Below are 20,390 nucleotides of genomic sequence, written 5' to 3'. Positions count from 1 at the left end.
GCCGCCGCTGATGGCGCATCCGCCTGGCCCTGGGCGGACGCGGCCCGCGCCTTCACGGGCCACTCCGCCGTCCATGGGACGCCGCTCAGCCCTCTCCGCGCTGTCCGCCGTCCTCCGAGGCTTCATCGAGGTGCCGCATGAGCCGCGTCGCCATCGCGTCCACGTGCGGGGTGCGCAGCGCGCTGTAGTGGTCTCCCGGCACGTCCTCCACCGTGAGCTGGGACGTCACCCAACGCGACCAGCCGTGCGTCGCATCCACCGCGTGCTCCCGCTGCGAGTCCCTCGCGCGCAGCAGCAGCACGGGCCCGCGATACTCCAAGGGCCGCCAGGCCATCTGCGCGCGCAGGTTCGCCCGCATCACGTCACGCCACGCGCGAAGGTCCGCGTCCCGCACCTCCGGCGGAAGCCAGCCGGCCTCACGTGCGTGCCGGGCCACTCGGGAGAGCCGCTCCTCGTCGGTCCGTCCTTCGAGCAGCTCGGGCCGCAGTGTCGGGTCCGCGCCCGCCATACGCGCCAGGTCCATGGCCATGCCCGCGAGCAGCAGCGTGTCGTCCGGCTCGTGCGAGGACATCCCCTCCACCGGAGTGAAGCTGTCCAGCAGCACCAGCAGTTCCACGCGCTGCCCCTGCCGCTCCAGCTCGCGTGACATCTCGAAGGCCACCACGCCGCCCAGGGACCAGCCGCCGAGCACATACGGCCCTTCCGGCCGCACCGCGCGCACGGCTTCCACGTACCGCCGGGCCAGTGCCTCCACTGTGTCCAGCGGAGGCTCGCGGCCGTCGAGTCCCGTGGCCTGCAACCCGTAGACGGGACGCCCCAGCTTCCGGGCCAGCTCGCGGTACGGCCCCACGGCGCCACCCACCGCGTGGACGAGGAACACCGGCGTGCCCGTGCCCTCCGCCTGCAGCGTCACGCAGTGGCGCGCGGGACCATCGGACCTCGCGCCTTCCAGCCAGGCCGCGAGCCGCTCCACGGTGGGCGCCTCGAAGAGCGCGCGCAGCGGGACATCCACGCCGAGCGCTTCGCGCAGCCGCGCCATCACCTGCGTGGCCAGCAGCGAGTGCCCACCCAGCGCGAAGAAGTCGTCGCGCCGGCCCACCCGCCCCGGCTCCATGCGCAGCACCTGCGCCCAGACCGTGGCCAGGGATTCTTCCAGTGGCGTCCGCGGAGGCTCGTATGCGGAGCCCGGGGAGGCCGCGCCGTCCTCCGGTGCCGGCAGGGCCTTGCGGTCCACCTTGCCGCTGGGCGTCAGCGGCAGCGCCTTCACCACTGCGAAGGCCGAGGGCACCATGTACGCGGGCAGCCGCTGTGACAGGAAGGTGCGCAGCTCCGTCACGTCCAGCGGCGAGGCTCCACCTGGAGCACCGGAGGCTGTCAGCCCCTGGCCGCGCTCCTGCGTCTGGGCCTCTTGCGACGGATTCCCGCTGGGCGAGCCCGAGGACGTGCGCTCCTGTGCAGCGCCCCCCGTCCTGGGAGCTCCGCTCGGAGCACCGGAGGCCGTCGGCACCACGTACGCCACCAGTCGCATGCCACCGGGGCCGTCGTCGCGCGCCACCACCACCGCGTCACCCACGCCCGGGTGCGCGCGCAGGGCGGCTTCGACTTCACCCAGCTCGATGCGGAAGCCGCGCAGCTTCACCTGGAAGTCGAGCCGGCCCAGGTACTCCAGCGTGCCATCCGGCAGCCAGCGCGCCAGGTCACCCGTGCGGTACAGCCGCGCCCCGGGGACACCGGAGAACGCATCCGGAACGAAGCGCTCCGCCGTCAGCTCCGGCCGGCGCCAGTAGCCCCAGCCCACCTGGATGCCGCCGATGAGCAGCTCACCGGGCACGCCCACCGGCGCGAGCTGCCCATGACGGTCCACCACGTGGATGCGCGTGTTCGCCACCGGCCGGCCGATGGGCACCACGGGCCGTGCGTCGTCTCGCGGGCACGCGTGGTACGTGACGTCCACCGCCGCCTCCGTGGGGCCGTAGAGGTTGTGGACCTCCGCCACTGGCAGCCGGGCCTGGGCCCGGCGGACCACCGGCGCGGGCAGCGCCTCGCCACTGCACACCACGCGACGCAGCTGCGTCAGCCGCTCCAGCCCGGGCTCCTCCACGAAGGCCTGCAACATGGACGGAACGAAGTGCGCGGTGGTGACGCGCTCCTGCTCCATCAGTCGCACGAGGTACGCGGGGTCCTGGTGCCCACCGGGCCGCGCCAGCACCAGCCGCGCGCCCGTCATCAGTGGCCAGAAGAACTCCCACACGGACACGTCGAAGCTGAACGGCGTCTTCTGCAACACCGTGTCGGCCGACGTCAGCCCGTACTCCCGCTGCATCCACAGCAGGCGGTTGACGATGCCGGCGTGCGCATTCATCGCCCCCTTCGGCCGGCCCGTGCTTCCCGAGGTGAAGATGACGTAGGCCAGGGAGTCCGGGCCTGCGAGCGGAGCCAGCCGGGAAGCCTCCTCACGCGCCACCGCGTCCCAATCTCCATCCAGGCACAGCACCCGCGCGGAGTGCGAGGGCAACACGTCCTTCAGCCCCCGCTGGGTGAGGAGCACCGAGGCGTCCGAGTCCTCCAGCATCCACGCCAGGCGCTCGCGAGGGTACGCCGGGTCCAACGGCACGTACGCGCCGCCCGCCTTCAGCACGCCCAGCAGCGCCACCACCAGCTCCAGCGAGCGCTCCAGGCACACGCCCACGCGCGTCTCCGGCCCCACCCCCAGCGAGCGCAGGTGCCGCGCGAGCTGGTTGGCTCGCGCGTCGAGCTGCGCGTAGCTGAGCGCCGAGTCCTCGAAGCGCACCGCCTCCGCATCCGGCGTGCGTGACACCTGCGCCTCGATGAGTGAGTGCAGGCACACGTCGCGCGGGTACGCCTCCTCACGACCCTGGAAGTCCACCTGGAGCCGCTGCTGCTCCTCGGCGGTCAGCAGGCGCAGCTCGGACAGGCGCAGCTCCGGCCTGACGGTGACGGCTTCCAGGAGCACTCGCAGGTGGTCGACCAGCCGGCGCACGGACTCCTCACGGAACAGGTCCGTGCGGTAGCCAATCCGACCGCGCACGCCGTCGGGCGTCTCGACGAAGCCCACGGTGAGCTCGAACTTGACGGTGTCGCTCTCCACCTCGACGGGATGGAGCGAGAGCGAGCCATCCCCGCGCGCGCCCGGCGTCGCCGCGTCGGGCGTGTTCTGGAGGATGAGCATCACCTGGAACAGCGGCGAGCGGCCCAGGTCTCTCTGAGGCCGCAGCTCCTCCACCAGCTTCTCGAACGGGATGTCCTGGTGCGCCTGCGCGCCGAGCGTCGTCTCGCGGACGCGCCCCAGCAGCGCGCGGAAGGACGGGTCTCCATCCAGTCGCGTCCGCAGGGCGAGCGTGTTGATGAAGAGGCCCACCAGTCCCTCCAGCTCCGCGAAGCGCCGGCCGGCGATGGGCGTGCCGACGACGACGTCGTCCTGTCCGGAGTGACGTGACAGCACGACCTGGAACGCGCCCAGCAGGGCCATGAAGAGGGTGACGCCCTCCTCGCGGCACAGGGACTGGAGCGCGCGCGACAGCTCGGGGGTGAGCTGGAACTCGAAGCTCGCGCCCCGGGAGGACGGCACGGGAGGACGCGGGAAGTCCGTGGGCAGCTCCAGCGCATGCGGCGCCCCGGCCAGGTGTTCCTTCCAATAGGTGAGCTGCGACTCCAGGACTTCGTCACGCAGCCATTCGCGCTGCCAGACGCAGTAGTCCGCGTACTGGAGCGGCAGCTCCGGCAGGGACGAAGCGCTTCCCGCGACGAAGCCGAGGTAGAGGGCCTCCAGCTCTCGGACGAGCACGCCCGAGGACCAGCCATCACAGACGATGTGGTGCAGCGTGAGCAGCAACAGGTGCCGCTCCTCGGAAAGGCGCAGCAGCGAGACGCGCAACAACGGCCCGTGCGCCAGGTCGAAGGGACGGGCCGCCTCCTCACGTGCCAGCCGCAGTGCCTCGGCCTTGCCTGCGCGCAGGTCCGTCACCCCCAGCCGGAACGGCGCCGGTGGCGAGATGACCTGGACGGGGACGCCGCCCTCGTCCGGGAAGCGGGTGCGCAGGCTCTCGTGCCGGCGCACCAGCTCCGTGAAGGCGAGCTCCAGGGCCGCCACGTCCAGCCGGCCCTCCACGCGCAGCACGGTGGGCACGTTGTACGTCGCCCCGCCCGGCTGCAGCCTGTCCAGGAACCACAGGCGCTGCTGCGCGAAGGACAGCGGCAACGGGCCGGCTCGCGGCACGGGACGGAGCGGGGGCAGCGCGAGGCTCCGCGTCGCCTGCTGCACCTGCACGGCGAGCGCTTCCACGGTGGGCGCATCGAAGAGGACGCGCAGGGGCACCTCCACGCCCACGGTGCTCCGCAGGCGCGACACCACCTGCGTGGCCAGCAGCGAGTGGCCTCCCAGCTCGAAGAAGTCGTCGTGGACGCCCACGCGCTCCACGTGCAGCAACTCCATCCAGAGCGAGGCGAGCTGTGCCTCCAGCGCGGTGCGCGGCGCCACGTACTCCCGGGCCCGGACCGCCAGCGCGCCTTCCGGCGCGGGCAGCGCCTTGCGGTCCACCTTGCCGTTGGACGTCAGCGGCAGGGCGGGCAGCACGGCGATGGCGGAAGGCACCATGTACTCCGGCAGCCGCTCCTTGAGCGCCTGACGCAGCGAGGCCACGTCCACCGGGGTCCCCTCCTCCGCCACCACGTACGCCACCAGGCGCTTGTCGCCGGGGGCGTCCTCGCGCACCACGGCCACGGCTTCACGCACGGCCGGGAGGCGCGCCAGGGCGGACTCCACTTCGCCCAATTCAATCCGGAAGCCGCGCAGCTTCACCTGGAGGTCCGTGCGCCCGAGGTACTCCAGCGTGCCGTCGGCCCGCCAGCGCGCCCGGTCTCCGGTGCGGTACATCCGCGCACCGGGCGTGCCCGAGAACGAATCGGGCACGAAGCGCTCGGCGGTGAGGTCCGGCTGTCCCAGGTAGCCCCGCGCCAGGCCTACGCCGCCGACGCACAGCTCTCCGGGGACGCCCACCGGCAGCGCGTGCAGCGCCGCGTCCACCACGTACACCTGGAGGTTGGCCCAGGGCCGGCCGATGTTCAGAGTCTCTCCGGGCCGCAGCGGCTCGGAGATGGAGGCGCACACCGTCACCTCCGTGGGGCCGTACGCGTTGAGCAGCCGCACGCGGCCCCCCCAGCGCTCCACCACCTCGGAGGTGAGCGCCTCTCCCGCGGAGACGAGCGTCTCCAGCGACGGGAAGTCCTCCGGTGCCACCTGAGCCAGCACCGACGGCGTCAGGGTGACGGCGGAGATGGACTCCTCTCGGGCCAGCGTGCGCAGCGGCGCCCCCGGCAGCAGGCGCTCCCTCGGAGCGAGCACCAGCGTGGCGCCGGAGAGCAGCGCTCCGAAGACTTCCCACACGGAGGCGTCGAAGCCGATGGAGAAGAACTGCAGCACCCGGCTGCCGGGCCGCAGCGACATGGCCGCGCCCGCCCGCAGCGCCGTGTTGCACAGGCCCCGGTGCTGGAGCAGCGTCCCCTTGGGACGGCCCGTGCTGCCCGACGTGTAGATGACGTAGGCCAGGCTGTCCGCGCCCGCGCCACTCTCGGGAGCCGTCGTGGGCCGCGCGTCGATGAGCGCCGCGTCCGCGTCCAGCAGTACGAGCTGTCCATCCCCTGAAGGCAGCTCGTCAGCGAGAGCCTCCGTCGTGACGAGCACCGGCGCCGCGCTGTCGCGCAGCATGTACGTGAGCCGCTCCACCGGCTGGCTCGCATCCAGGGGCACCCAGGCGCCCCCGGCCTTGAGGATGCCGAGGATGCCGACCACCGTTTCCAGCGAGCGCTCCACGCACAGCGCCACCGGCACGTCGGGCCGGACGCCCAGCGCGCGCAGGTGGTGCGCGAGCTGGTTGGCCCGCGCCTCGAGCGCCGCATACGAGAGCGACTGACCTTCGAAGCGCACGGCGACCGCGTCGGGCGTGCGTGTCGCCTGGGCGGCGAAGAGCTGATGCGCGCACGCGTCGCGGGGGAAGTCCCGCTCCGTGGCGTTCCACTCCACGAGGACCTGACGCTGCTCCTCCGAGGACAGGAGGGAGAGCGTGGACACACGCGCCTCGGGCCGCGCCACCGCGGCCTCCAGCACCGTGCCCAGGTGCCGCACGAGCCGGTCCACCGTTTCTTCCGTGAAGAGGTCCGTGCGGTACTCGCAGGCGCACTCCAGGCCCCGGGCCGTCTCCGCCATGGACAGCGTGAGGTCCAGGCGTGACGTGCCCGCGTCCACAGGCTCGCCGCGCAAGGTGAGCCCGGGCACCGTCAGCTCGGTGACGGGCTGGTTCTGGAGCACCAGCTTCACCTGGAACAGCGGCGCGTGGCCCTGGCTGCGCTCGGGGTTGAGCGCGCGGACGACCTCCTCGAAGGGCACGTCCTGGTGCGCGTAGGCGCCGAGCGTGGCCCGCCGCACGCGCCCCAACAGCTCGTGGAAGGACGGGTCGCCCTCCAGCCGCGCGCGGACGGCGAGCTGGTTGATGAAGAAGCCGATGAGCCCCTCCGTCTCCGCCCGGTTCCGGTTCGCGATGTCCGTGCCGACGACGAAGTCCTCCTGGCCGGAGTGGCGCGAGAGGACCACCTCGAAGCCCGCCAGCAGGGCCATGAACAGCGTGGCGCCCTCGCGGCGGCACAGCGCGTGGAGCGACGCCACCAGCTCGCGCGGCAGCACGCGCGTGAGCATGGCGCCCTGCCGGCCCTGCACGGCCGGACGGGGGAAGTCGGTGGGCACCTCCAGCACCGGCGGCGCGCCCGTGAGGTGCTCACGCCACCAGGAGAGCTGCGCCTCCATGGCCTCGCCCTGGAGCCACTCGCGCTGCCACAGCGCGTAGTCCGCGTACTGCACGGGCAGCACGGGCAGCTCGGGAGCACGGCCCTCGCGGAAGGCCGCGTAGAGCGCCGCGGACTCGCGCACCAGCACGCCCATGGACCAGCCGTCCGAGACGATGTGGTGCATCATCACCAGCAACAGGTGCCGGGACTCGGACACCCGCACCAGCGAGGCGCGCAGCAGCGGGCCGCGCGTCAGGTCGAACGGGCGCCGCGCCTCTTCGTGGGCCAGCCGCCGGGCCTCGGCCTCGCGCGCGGCTTCGGGCAGCGAGGTCAGGTCCACCACGGGCAGGGACACGGGCTCGGGGGCGTGGATGACCTGGACGGGGCCGTCCTGGAAGGTGGTGCGCAGCACCTCGTGGCGGCGCACCAGCTCCGTCAGGCCGCGCTCCAGCGCTCCCACGTCCAGCGTGCCCTCCAGCCAGAGCACGACGGGCATGTTGTAGAAGGCGCTCCCGGGCTCCAGCCTATCGAGGAACCACAGGCGCTGCTGCGCGAAGGACAGCGGCAGTGCGCCGGTGCGCGGCACGGGCACCAGCGGCGGCGCCTTCACGGAGGAGCCCGCCAGGGCCTCCACGCGGGCGGCGAGCCCGGCCACGGTGGGTGACTCGAACAGCTCTCGCAGTGGCAGCTCCACCCCCACGGTGCTCCGCACGCGCGACACCACCTGCGTGGCCAGCAGCGAGTGGCCACCCAGCGCGAAGAAGTCGTCGTGGCGGCCCGGCTTCTCCACCCGCAGCACCTCGGCCCAGATGGCCGCGAGCTGTTCTTCGGTGGGAGTGGCCGGCGCCTCGTAGGCGACCCCGGAGGAGGCGCCGTCCGGTACAGGCAGCGCCGCGCGGTCCACCTTGCCGTTGGGCGTGAGGGGGAACGCCTTCAGCGGCACGAAGGCCGTGGGCACCATGTACTCCGGCAGCCGCTGCTTGAGGAATGCACGCAGCGCCGCCGAGTCCGGCGCGGTGTCCGGGTGCGTGAAATACGCCACGAGGCGCGGGTTGCCGGGCACGTCCTCGCGCACCCGCACCAGGGACTCGCGCACGGCCGGGTGTTGCGCCAGCGCGGACTCGATTTCTCCCAGCTCGATGCGGAAGCCGCGCAGCTTCACCTGGAAGTCGGTGCGGCCCAGGTACTCCAGCGTGCCGTCGTCACGCCACCGCGCCCGGTCTCCCGTGCGGTACATGCGCGCGCCCGGCGTGGCGCTGAACGGGTCCGCCAGGAAGCGCTCCGCCGTGAGCGCGGGCCGGCGCAGGTAGCCGCGTGCCAGTCCCGCTCCGGCGATGAACAGCTCTCCGGGCACGCCCGGCGGCACCGGCCGCAGGTGCGCATCCAGCACGTACACCCGCACGTTGGCCAGCGGCCCGCCCAGGGAGGGACGGGAGCCGGGGCGCACCGCGAAGGCGGTGGCGTCCACGGTGCACTCGGTGGGGCCGTAGACGTTGAAGGTGCGCGTGCGCGGCGCGGCGGCCAGCTCCCGCCACAGCGCCTCGTCGATGGCCTCACCTCCGGGCACCAGCAGGCGCGGCGCGCTCGCGTCTGTCAGCAGGCCGTCCCGCACCAGCAGCCGCAGCAGCGACGGGGTGCAGTCCAGCACGTCCACGCGGTGCCGCCGCAGCCAGCCCCGCATCGCTTCCGGGTCCTGTCGGGTGGCCTCGGGGACGATGCACAGGCAGTGGCCGTCGAGCAGCTGGATGAGCTGCTTCACGGAGGCGTCGAAGGCCAGCGGCGCGTTGACACTCACGCGCAGCCCCGCGGGCTGGCCGGCGTACACCGTGCGCGCCAGTGCCTGGCGCAGGTTGAGCACCGAGCGGTGCCGCACCATGACGCCCTTGGGCGTGCCCGTGCTCCCGGACGTGTAGATGACGTACGCGAGGTTGTCCGCGGAGGCAGCCGGCGCGGGGGCCCGCGAGGGCAGCGAGGCCGGCAGCGCATCCGCCGCGTCGAGGCACACCACGCGAGGCACCGCGGGCGTCCAGCCGTCCACCTGATGCCGGTGGGTCAGCAGCACCGGCGCGGCGCAGTCCTGGAGCGTGAAGTCCCGCCGCTGCGTGGGCCATGCCGGGTCCATGGGCACGTAGGCGCCACCGGCCTTCATCACGCCCAGCAGCGCCACGACCATCTCCACGCCGCGCTCGAAGCACAGCGCTACCGGCACGTCGGGGCCCACGCCCAGCGCGCGCAGGTGGTGCGCGAGCTGGTTGGCCCGCGCCTCGAGCTGCGCGAAGGAGAGGACGGACTCCTCGAAGGACACGGCGGCCGCGTCGGGAGTGCGGGCCGCCTGGAGCTCGAAGGCCTGGTGGAAGGTGGAGTCCACCGGGACGTCCGCCGCGGTGTCGTTCCATCCGCGCAGCACCTGCTCGCGCTCGGCGGGCGTCAGCAGGTCCAGCTCGGACAGGCGCAGCTCCGGATGGGCGGCGACGGCCTCCAGCAGCACCTGGAGGTGCCGCGCCATGCGCAGGCCCGTGGCCTCCGTGAAGAGGTCGGCGCTCAGCTGCAGGTGGCCCTGGAAGCCCTCGGCCGTTTCGGACAGGTCGAGTCCGAGCTCGAACTTGGCCAGGTCCCCACCGACGCCGTCCATGGACCGGAACGACAGTGAGGGCAGGCGCACCTCCTGCACCGGAGCGTTCTGCAGGACGAAGAGGACCTGGAAGAGCGGAGAGCGGTTCAGGTCACGCGCCGGCTGGAGCTCCTCCACCAGCTTCTCGAAGGGGATGTCCTGGTGCTCGTAGGCACCGAGCGTCATCTCCCGCACCTGCCGCAGCAGCTCGAGGAACGACAGCGCACCCTCGGGCCTCGCGCGCAGGACGAGCGTGTTCGCGAAGAAGCCGATGAGTCCCTCGGTCTCCGCATGCCGGCGGCCGGCGATGGGCGAGCCGACGACGATGTCCTCCTGCCCGGAGTAGCGCGCCAGCACCGCCTGGTACGCCGCCAGCAACAGCATGAAGGGCGTTGCCCCCTCACGCTGGGCCAGCGCGTTGAGCGCGTCGCTCAGCCGCCGGGACAGGCGCACCGGCACCCGGACACCTCGACGCGAGAGGACGGGCGGGCGCGGCAGGTCCGTGGGCAGCTCCAGGTGCGGCGGCGCTCCGGCCAGTTGCTGCTTCCACCAGTCGAGCTGCGACGCCAGCACGTCTCCGTGGAGCCAGCCGCGCTGCCACACCGCGTAGTCCGCGTATTGCACGGGCAACGCCGGCAGTGGCGACGGCAGGTCGCGCGTGAAGGCGTCGTAGAGGGCCGCCAGCTCCCGGACGAGCACGCCCGCCGACCAGCCGTCGGAGACGATGTGGTGCAGCACCAGCACCAGCACGTGCTCCTCGGAGGACAGCGTCACCAGCGCCGCCCGGAACAGGGGCCCGCGCTCCAGGTTGAAGGGACGCCGCGCCTCCTGCTCCACCTGCCGGCGTTCCTCGGCCTCGCGCTCGGAGGCCGTCACCGTGCCCAGGTCCACCACGCGGAAGTCGAGCACCGGCTCCGGGGAGATGACCTGCACGGGCACGCCGTGGTCCGCGCGGAACGTCGTGCGCAGCGAGTCGTGGCGCAGCGACAGCGCATGGAAGGCCCGCTCCAGCACCTTCGCATCCACCGGGCCCGTGAGCCTCACCGCCGCGGGCACGTTGTAGGAACTGCTTCCCGGCTCGAGCTGGTCCAGGAACCACAGCCGCTGCTGCGCGAAGGACAGCGGCGGCGCCGCGCTCCGGTCCGCCCTCGGGGTGAGCGGCGGTGCGGCCCCGGCCCCACCGGTGCGGCCCCGCCGGTCGATTCGCTCGGCGAGCGCGACGACGGTGGGGGCCTCGAAGAGCTCACGGATGGGCAGCTCGACGCCCAGCGTGGCGCGCAGCCGGGCGACGACGCGCGTGGCCAGCAGCGAGTGTCCGCCCAGCTCGAAGAAGTGGCCGTGCAGGCCCACCTGCTCCAGCCCAAGCACCTCCGCGAAGACGCCGGCCAGCGCCTGCTCGGTGGCGGTGCGCGGGGCCACGTAGCCCTCACGCGCGCTGGACGCGAAGTCCGGCGCGGGCAGGGCCTTGCGGTCCACCTTGCCCTGGGACGTCAGCGGCAGGGCCTCCAGCACCACGAAGGCCGACGGCACCATGTACTCCGGCAGCGCGCCGCCCAGTGCGTCACGCAGGGCCCCGGGCTCCAGCGCGTGGCCCTCGCGCGGCGTCACGTACGCCACCAGGTGCTTGTCGCTGGCGGTGGCCGCTCGGGCCACCACCACCGCCTCGGCCACGTCCGGGTGCTTTCGCAGCGCGGACTCCACCTCCGACAGCTCGATGCGGTAGCCGCGCACCTTCACCTGCGCGTCGGCGCGGCCCAGGAACTCCAGCACGCCGTCCTGCCGCCAGCGGGTCAGGTCTCCGGTGCGGTACAGGCGTGCGCCGGGCACGCCGGAGAAGGCGTCCGGTACGAAGCGCTCCGCCGTGAGGGCCGGCTGCTCCACGTAGCCGCGCGCCACGCCGTCACCGCCGATGAACAGCTCGCCCGTGACGCCCACGGGCACCGGCTGGCCCTGCGCGTCCAGCACGTACACCCGCGTGTTGCCGATGGGGCGGCCAATGGGCACCCCACCCTGTGCCTGCTCCACGCGCGTCATCCGGTGGCAGGAGGCGAACAGCGTCGTCTCGGTGGGCCCGTAGCAGGCCGTCACCGGAATGCGCAGCGTCTCCAGGACGCGGCGCACATGCGGCGCGGAGACCACGTCACCACCGGTGAGGAGCTGCTTCACCGTGCGCAGGCCCTCGAGGTGGCTGTCCACCATCTGCGAGAAGAGGCCCGCGGTGAGGTGGAGTGTCGTCACGCCGTGGCGCACCAGCACCGCCTCCAGCTCATGCACGTCGGACGGCGAGCCGGGCGGGAAGACGACCAATCGCCCACCGTGCAGCAGCGGGCCCCACAGCTCCAGCGTGGAGGCGTCGAAGGAGATGGGCGCGATGAGGAGGAACGTTTCGTCGGGTCCGAGGTGCGCGTAGTCGACGCCGAAGAGGGTGCGCAGCACGGCCGCCTGCGGAGTCCCGACGCCCTTGGGCCGGCCGGTGGAGCCGGAGGTGAAGTCGATGTACGCGAGGCTGTCGGGAAGCGACGTGACGGGAGGCGCGGCGGTCGGCTGGCCCGCCATGGACAGCTCGTCGAGCAGCACCGTGCGCATTCCCGCGGAAGGCATGCCGAGCCGCAGGTTGTCCGTGGTGAGGAGCACCGTCGGACGCGCATCCTCCACCATCGCCGCGAGCCGCTCGCGCGGGTAGGACGGGTCCAACGGCACGTAGGCGCCGCCCGCCTTGAGGATGGCCAGCAGCGCCACCACCAGCTCCACGGAGCGGTCCAGGGCGATGGCCACGCGCGAGTCGGTGGACACCCCCAGGCTGCGCAGGAACCACGCGAGCTGGTTCGCGCGGGCGTCCAGTTCCCGGTAGGTGAGCCGCTCGTCGTCCAGCTCCACCGCCACCCGGTCCGGCTGGCGAGCCACCACCTGGGCAAACACCTCGGGCAGCGTGAGGCCCCGGGGGTACTCCGAGGCCGTGGCATTCCAGTCCACCAGCACCTGCTGGCGCTCGGCCCCGGTGAGCATGGACACGGAGGACAGCGGCGCATCGGGCCGGTCGACCACGGACTCCACGAGCACGCGGAAGTGCTCCACCATGCGACGGGCGGTGGTCGCCTCGAACAGGTCCGTGTTGTAGCCGAGGAAGCCGGCGTAGCCCCCGTCCGACTCCGCGAGGTTCAGCTCCAGCTCGAACTTCACGGGGAGGTCATCGACCTGGAGCGGGCTCAGCGACAGCCCCGGCAGCCGCAGCTCGGGCAGCGGCGTGTTCTGCAGCGCGAAGAGCACCTGGACGAGCGGATTGCGGCTCAGGTCGCGCTCCGGCTTCAGCGCATCCACCAGTCGCTCGAAGGGCAGGTCCTGGTGCGCGTACGCGCCCAGTGCCGCCTCCTTCACCTGGTGCAGCACGTCGCGGAAGGACCTGCGCGCGTCCACGCGCGAGCGCATCACCAGCGTGTTGACGAAGAGGCCGATGAGCCCCTCCAGCTCCCCCCGCTGGCGCCCCGCGATGGGCGAGCCGACGCTGACGTCCTCCTGTCCCGAGTAGCGGGAGAGCAGCACCTGCCACGTGGCCAGCAGCAGCATGAAGGGCGTCACGCCCTCGCGCTGGCAGAGGGCCTCCAGCCGCTCGGCCACCGCGCGAGGCAGGGCCACCGGCACCTGCGCGCCGTGGAAGGTCCGCACCGGGGGGCGCGGCCTGTCCGTGGGCAGCGCCAGCGGGGAGACGCCCGCGAGCTGCTCCCGCCACCAGGCGAGCTGCGCGTCGAGCACCGCGCCGTCCAACCACTGGTGCTGCCAGACGGCGTAGTCCGCGTACTGGATGGACAGCGGAGGGAGCGGAGAGGGCCGACCCGCGGAAAGGGCCTCGTACAGCGCGGCCACCTCGCGCACCAGCACGCCCAGGGACCAGCCGTCGGCGACGATGTGGTGCAGGTTCAGGACGAGCACATGCTCCTGCTCGGCCAGCTTCAGCAGCAGCGCGCGCACGAGCGGACCTGCGGCGAGGTCGAAGGGCTTGCGCGCCTCCGCCTCCAGGCGCCGGCGGGTCTCCGCCCTTCCCTCTTCCGGCGTCAGGCCGCTCAGGTCCACGTGCTCCAGCGGGAGCCGGACGTCGGACGTGACGTACTGCACGGGCCGGCCCGCGGCGTCCACGACGAAGGTGGTGCGCAGCGCCTCGTGGCGAGCCACCAGCTCGCGCAGGCCCCGGCTCAGGACGTCCGCGTCCAGCGCGCCCTCCAGCCGGACGAAGGCAGGCAGGTTGTAGGTGGCGGTGCCGGGCTCCAGCTGGTCGATGAACCACAGCCGCTGCTGCGCGAAGGACAGCGGCAGCGCGCCCATGCGCGGCACGGGGACGATGGCGGGAGCGCCGTCCCCCGGCCGGGACGCGTCAATCCTCGCGGCGAGCTCCGCGAGCCTCGGCGCTTCGAAGAGGGCTCGCAGCGGCAGCTCCACGTCGAAGGTGGAGCGCACGCGCGACACGAGCTGTGTGGCGAGCAGCGAGTGCCCGCCCAGCTCGAAGAAGTGGCCACGCAGGCCCACGCGCTCCAGGCCCAGCACCTCCGCGAAGAGGCCCGCCAGGGCCTGCTCGGTGGCGGTGCGGGGGGCCACGTAGCCTTCGCGTGCCGCGCTTCCCAGGTCCGGCGCGGGCAGGGCCTTGCGGTCCACCTTGCCATTGGGCGTCAGGGGCAGCGACGCCAGCGCCACGAAGGCCGACGGCACCATGTACCCGGGCAGGTGCTCCTGGACATGGGCCCGCAGCGCCTCCACCGCGAGCGACGGCGATGTGGGGACGACGTACGCCACCAGCCTCACGTCCCCGGACACGTCCTCCCGCGCCACCACGACGGACTCGCGCACGGACGGGTGCCGCGCCAGCACGGACGCAATCTCCCCCAGCTCGATGCGGAAGCCGCGCACCTTCACCTGGAAGTCCACGCGCCCGAGGAACTCCACCGTGCCGTCCGCGCGCCAGCGGGCCTTGTCCCCGGTGCGGTACATGCGGCCACCGGGACGTGCGCCGTAGGCGTCCGGCAGGAAGCGCTCCGCCGTCAGCTCCGGACGGCCGAGGTAGCCACGCACCACGCCCTCACCCGCGATGAACAGCTCGCCCGCCACGCCCACGGGCACCGGCCGCAGCCCTTCGTCGAGCACGTACAGCGACGTGTTCGCGATGGGCGTGCCCAGCGGCACCGGGCCCGTCACCTCGTCCACCGGGTGCGTCGAGGACCAGATGGTGGTCTCCGTCGGGCCGTACATGTTGTGCAGCGCCGGCACGCGCTCACGGAGCGTCCGGGCCAGCTCCGGCGGCAGCGCCTCGCCACCCACGAGGAGCTGGCGCAGCTGGCCCAGCGCCTTCGCGGACTCGGGCTCCTGGCTCAGCGCGCGCGCCATCGACGGCGTGCACTGGAAGTGCGTCACCCCGTGGCGCCGCAGGGACTCCGCGAACCACGTGCGCGTCCCCGTGTCGCCCTGCACCACCACCTGGAAGCCACGCGCCAGCGTCCACAGCAGCTCCAGCACCGAGATGTCGAAGGACATGCTCGTCACCGCGAGCCATACCCCGTGCTCGGGCACGCCCAGCCGCGCGTCCATGGCCGTGAAGAAGTTGGCCACCGTGCGGTGCGGCACCATCACGCCCTTGGGACGGCCGGTGCTGCCGGACGTGTAGATGGCATACGCGAGGCTCTCCGCCTCCGCGCCGCCGGGCAACACCCCGCCCTCCAGGGCCGCGAGCCGCGCTTCGTCCGTGTCCAGGCACACCACCGCCACGCCGTCGCGCGCGAGCGCTTGCGCGTGCCGCGACTCCGTCACCCGCACCCGGGCCCCGGAGTCCTCCAGCATGTACGCCAGGCGCTCGTGCGGATACGCCGGGTCCAGGGGCACGTAGGCGCCTCCCGCCTTGAGCACGCCCAGCAGGGCCACGCCCAGCTCCAGCGAGCGCTCCAGGTGCACGGCCACGCGCGAGTCAGGCCCCACGCCGAGCCCACGCAGGTGCCGCGCCAGGCGGTTGGCTCGCGCGTCGAGCTGCGCATAGGTGAGCCGCGCGTCCCCGAAGCACAGGGCCACCGCCTCCGGCGTCCGCGCCACCTGCGCCTCGAAGAGCCGGTGGATGGGCGCCGCCGGGAAGTCGGTGGAAGGGACGTTCCATTCCACGAGCACCCGCCGCCGCTCTTCCTCGGAGAGCATGGGCAGCTCCGCCACGGGCCGGGCCGCATCACCGGCGAGCCCCACCAGCAGGTTGCGCAGGTGCGCCATCATCTGCTGGATGGCCGCCGCGTCGAAGCGGCCGGAGTCGTAGGCCAGCTGGAGCAGCAGCTCGCGGCCCGGCATCGCCGTCAGCGTCAGCGGATGGTGGTCCACCTCCAGCGAGCGCGCGTCGCGCACGGCCAGCTCGTCCGACGGCGCGTTCAGCGCGGCGTCCACCGGGTAGTTCTCGAAGATGACCAGGCTCTCGAACAGCGGCTGGCCCGGGGGCACGTCGCTCCAGCGGCGCACCTCCACCAGCGGCGCCAGCTCGTGCTGCCGCGCCTCCAGCAGCCACGCCTGGAACGCCTTCAGCCAGGCCCCCACCGGCTGGGACGGCGACAGCCGCACGCGCACGGGGATGGCGTTGATGAACATGCCCACCATGCCCTCGACGCCGGACAGCGCCGCGGGACGCCCGGAGACCGTCACGCCGAAGACCACGTCGTCATTGCCGCTGTAGCGCCCGAGCAACAGCGCCCACGCCGCCTGCACCAGCGTGCCTGGCGTCAGGCCGTGCTGCCGCGCGAAGGCGCCCACCGTCGCCGTGTCGTCCATGCCCAGGCGGAGCTGCAGCTCTCGCCGGCCGCCCTCTCGGGGCGTGCCGCCCAGGTCCACCCGCGTGGGCTCGGTGAAGCCCGCCAGCGACTTGCGCCAGAAGTCGCGCGCGGCGCCCAGGTCCTGCCGAGCCAGCCAGGCGATGAAGTCCCGGTAGGGGCGCACGTCCCGCCGGGGGAGCGTCAGCCCGCGCCGTACCGCCTCGTAGCGCGTGAGCACGTCGCGCATCACCAGCGGGACAGACCACCCGTCCAGCAGGATGTGCGAGAGGCTGAACACCACGCGCCACACCCGCTCGCCGGTGCGCAGCAGCGTGAGCCGGAACAGCGGCGCGCGCGACAGCACCACGCCGCGCCGCCGGTCCTCCGCGAAGAAGGCGGCCAGCCGCGCCTCGCGCTCATTCGCGGGCACCGTGCGCCAGTCCTCCACGCTCACCGGAGGCTCCACCTCGCGCATCACCGCCTGGAGCGGCGCGTCCAGGCCTTCCCAGAAGAAGGCGGTGCGGAGGATGGGGTGCTGCGTGGTTGCCTGCCGCCACCCCTGGATGAAGGCCTCGACGTCGAGCGCGCCCTCCAGCTCGAAGGTGATCTGGTTGAAGTACGGCTGCGCCACGTCCTCCTGCAGGTGGTGGAAGAGGATGCCCTGCTGCAGCGGCGACAGCGGGTAGAGGTCCTCCACGTCGCGCAGGCGCCCGCCCTTCGCGGCCAGCCGGTCCGCGAGCGCATCCAGCGCGCCCTGCCCCAGCCCCGCCAGCGGGAAGTCCGAGGGCGCCAGTCCGCGCGGGTCCTCCGACGTGCCGTGTGCAATCAGCTCGCGCAGCGCCGCGCGCAGCTCAGAAGCCAGCCGCTCCACCGTCTCGCGCCGGTGGAGGCCCGAGCCGTACGTGAGCATCAGCCGCAGCCTCCCTCCGGTGACGGCGCAGTCCACGTCGAGCAGGTGCGCCCGCTTCCCGTCCGCCGCACGCGTGGGGCCCACGGGCCCGTCCGACAGTGCGAGCGGCGCCGTCGGGGGCAACACGGTGTCGAGCTGCCCCAGGTAGTTGAAGCCCACCTCCGGCGGTGGCAGCGCACGCAGCCGCTCCCGCAGCTCGCGATCCGGCGACAGGTAGCGCAGCACGCCGTAGCCCACGCCCTTGCCCGGAATGCGCCGCAGCGCCTCCTTCGCCGAGCGCAGCCACGCGCCGGGCTCCTCCCCCGCATCCTCCAGCAGCACGGGGTAGATGCTGGTGAACCAGCCCACCGTGCGCGACAGGTCCGCACCCTCGAACAGCTCCTCGCGGCCGTGTCCCTCCAGCTCCACGCGCACGCACGGCGCGCCCGTCCACCGGCGCAGCACGTGGGCCAGGGTGCCCAGCAGCAGCTCGTCCGGCCTCGCGCGGCACGCCTTCGCCACGTCCTGCAGGAGCGCCTGCGTCTCGGAGGGCTCCAGCGAGACTTCCACGAGCCCCGCCGCGCCCTCGGTGTTGGGGACGCCGCCCTGCACGTCCAGGGGCAGCCGGCCCACCCGCTCCCAGGGGAGCCCGAGCCAGAAGGACGCCTCCTCACGCGCGGTCGGCGTGCGGGCGTGCTCCACCAGCTTCGACGCCCAGGCCGCATAGGACAGCGTCTTGGGCGGCAACCTCACGGACTCATCCATCCGGAGCTGCCGGTACGCGGTCAGCAGGTCCTCCAACAGCACGCGCCACGAGACGGCGTCCACCGCGAGGTGGTGGATGACGAGCAGCAACTCCTGCGGTGCATCCGGCCCCTGGTCGAACAGCACGGCGCGCGCGATGTCGCCCGTGGCCAGGTCCATCCCCGTCTGGGCCCGCATGGCGTGGGACTCCAAGGCCGCGCGGCGCGCATCCGGCGCCAGCCCTGAGAGGTCCACCCGCGCGAGGGGCAACGTCCCCTCCACGCCGGCCAGCTCCTGCCGCCACGGGCCCTGCCCGTCTCGCGTGAAGCGCAGGCGCAGGGTGTCATGGTGCTCGCGCAGGTGCTGGAGCGCGCGCTCCATGTGCTCCGGCGCCACACGCTCGCGCAGGGTGAAGCGCAGGGCCTGGTTGAAGTGGTGCGGCTCCGCCAGCTCGCGCTCGAAGAACCAGCGCTGGATGGGAGTGGGCTCCACCGGCCCCGTCACCGGCCCCTGCTCCGCCGCGACGGCGGGCGCCTCGGCGGCCACCGCCGCCAGTCGCGCCACTGTCGGGAAGTCGAAGAGCTGCTTCGCGGTGAGGTGCAGCCCGGCCTGCGCGGCGCGGGAGATGATCTGGATGCCGAGGATGGAGTCGCCGCCCAGCTCGAAGAAGTCGTCGTGGATGCCCACGCGCTCGCGCCCGAGCACCTGCGCCCAGATGGCCGCGAGCGCTTCCTCGCGCGCGTCCCGGGGCCCCACCCACGTCTCCGCCACCTCCACCGCGCGCTCGGGTGCCGGCAGCGCGCGACGGTCCACCTTGCCGTTGGACGACAGCGGCAGCGCCTCCAGCGCGACGATGGCCGCGGGCACCATGTACTCGGGCAGCCGTTCGGACAGCCAGGCCTTGAGGAGCACGGGGTCCGGCTTCGCGGCGCCCTCGTCCCGCGGCTCGACATACGCCACGAGCCGTGCGCCCGAGGGACCGTCGTCCCGCACCACCGCCACCGCGTCACCCACCGAGGGATGCGCCCGCAGCGCAGACTCGATTTCGCCCAGCTCGATGCGATAGCCGCGCACCTTCACCTGGAAGTCGGTGCGGCCCAGGTACTCCAGCCGTCCGTCCGCGCGCCAGCGCACGCGGTCTCCGGTGCGGTACAGCCGCGCCCCGGGCTCATCGCCGAAGGCATCCGGCACGAAGCGCTCCGCCGTCAATTCCGGCCGGCGCCAGTAGCCGCGCGCCACGCCCGCGCCGCCGATGAACAGCTCTCCCGGCACACCCACGGGCACCGGCCGCAGGTGCGCGTCCAGCACGTACAGGCGCGTGTTGGCGATGGGCCGGCCGATGGCCAGCGGACCGCTCGCCGGGTCCGTGGCGCTCACCGTGTACACGCAGCAGCCCACCACCGTCTCGGTGGGGCCATACTCGTTGATGAGCCGCGTCTCCGGCGCGTGCTCGCGCCAGAAGGCCACGCCCTCGGCCGTCAGCGCCTCGCCTCCGATGACGAAGGCGCGCGTGCGGCCGGCGGCCTCCTCGGGGCGCAGCTGTTGCGCCAGCATGCGCAGGTGCGTGGGCGTGAGCTTCACCAGGCTGAAGTGGTTGCCCGCGCGCAGCGCCTCGCCCAGGCCCTCCACGCCCGCTTCCTCCGACACCAGCACCACGGGCCGGCCGGCAATCAGCGGCGCGAGGAGGCTCGTCACCGTCAGGTCGAACGACAGCGGCGAGTGGACCGGAGACCCGCTGCCCTCGGCGATGCCGTAGGCACGGATGGCCCAGCACAGGTAGTTCACCGCGCCGCGGTGCTCCACCATGACGCCCTTGGGGCGCCCCGTGCTGCCGGAGGTGTAGATGAGGTACGCGAGGTCGTCCGCGGTGGCCAGCGGCTCCGGCGGCGTGACGGGCTCGCGGCCGGCGGTGCGGGCCCACTCGGAGTCCAGGCACACGAGGAACTGCGAGGACACGGGCAGCGCATCCGCCAGCGCGTCCTCGGTGAGGAGCACCGGCACGCCCGTGTCCTCCAGGAGGAACGACAGGCGCGACGCGGGCCAGGCCGGGTCGATGGGCACGTACGCCCCGCCCGCCTTCAGCACGGCCCACAGCGCCACCACCATGTCCGGCGAGCGGCGGAAGCACAGGCCCACCAGCGTCCCACGTCGCACACCCAGGCCGCGCAGGTGGTGCGCGAGCTGGTTGGCGCGCGCGTCCAGCTCACGGAAGGTGAGCCGCGTGTCGTCCATGCGCACGGCCACCGCGTCCGGCGTGCGCTCCACCTGGGCCTCGAAGAGGCCGTGGATGGTGACTTCGGTGGGGAAGTCCGTGCGCGTGTCATTCCACGCGACGAGGAGCTGGTGGCGCTCGGCGTCGGACAGCAGGGGCAGCTCGCCCAGGCGGCCCTCGGGGCGCGCGGCCATCGCCTCCAGCACGCGGCGCAGGCGCTCCAGCTGCGCGTCCGCGAACGCCTCGGTGAAGCGCGTGCGGTCATAGCGCAGGTGCAGCGGCAGCCGCGCGCCGTTGGAGGAGATGAGCGTGAGGGCGTGGTGGTCCGCCTCCATCGCCCGCACGTCGCGCACCTCCAGCGCGCGCGAGGCGGAG

Annotated in this window: 1 protein-coding gene (cut by a window edge); it reads right to left on the bottom strand. The window is 73.2% G+C overall.

Annotated features, from left to right (window positions below):
- Positions 1-85: 85 nt before the first annotated feature.
- A protein-coding gene (locus tag ACX9TP_RS22050) for a non-ribosomal peptide synthetase (protein WP_482981695.1) crosses the window boundary here: on the bottom strand, positions 86-20,390 show its 3' portion. The gene runs 1,082 nt beyond the window's last position; only the last 20,305 of its 21,387 coding nucleotides appear in the window; its start codon lies beyond the right edge, outside the window — the gene reads right to left on this strand; its stop codon occupies positions 86-88.

The organism is Pyxidicoccus sp. M15 (assembly GCF_056858435.1).
This window is presented reverse-complemented; position numbering and strand designations above follow the sequence as displayed.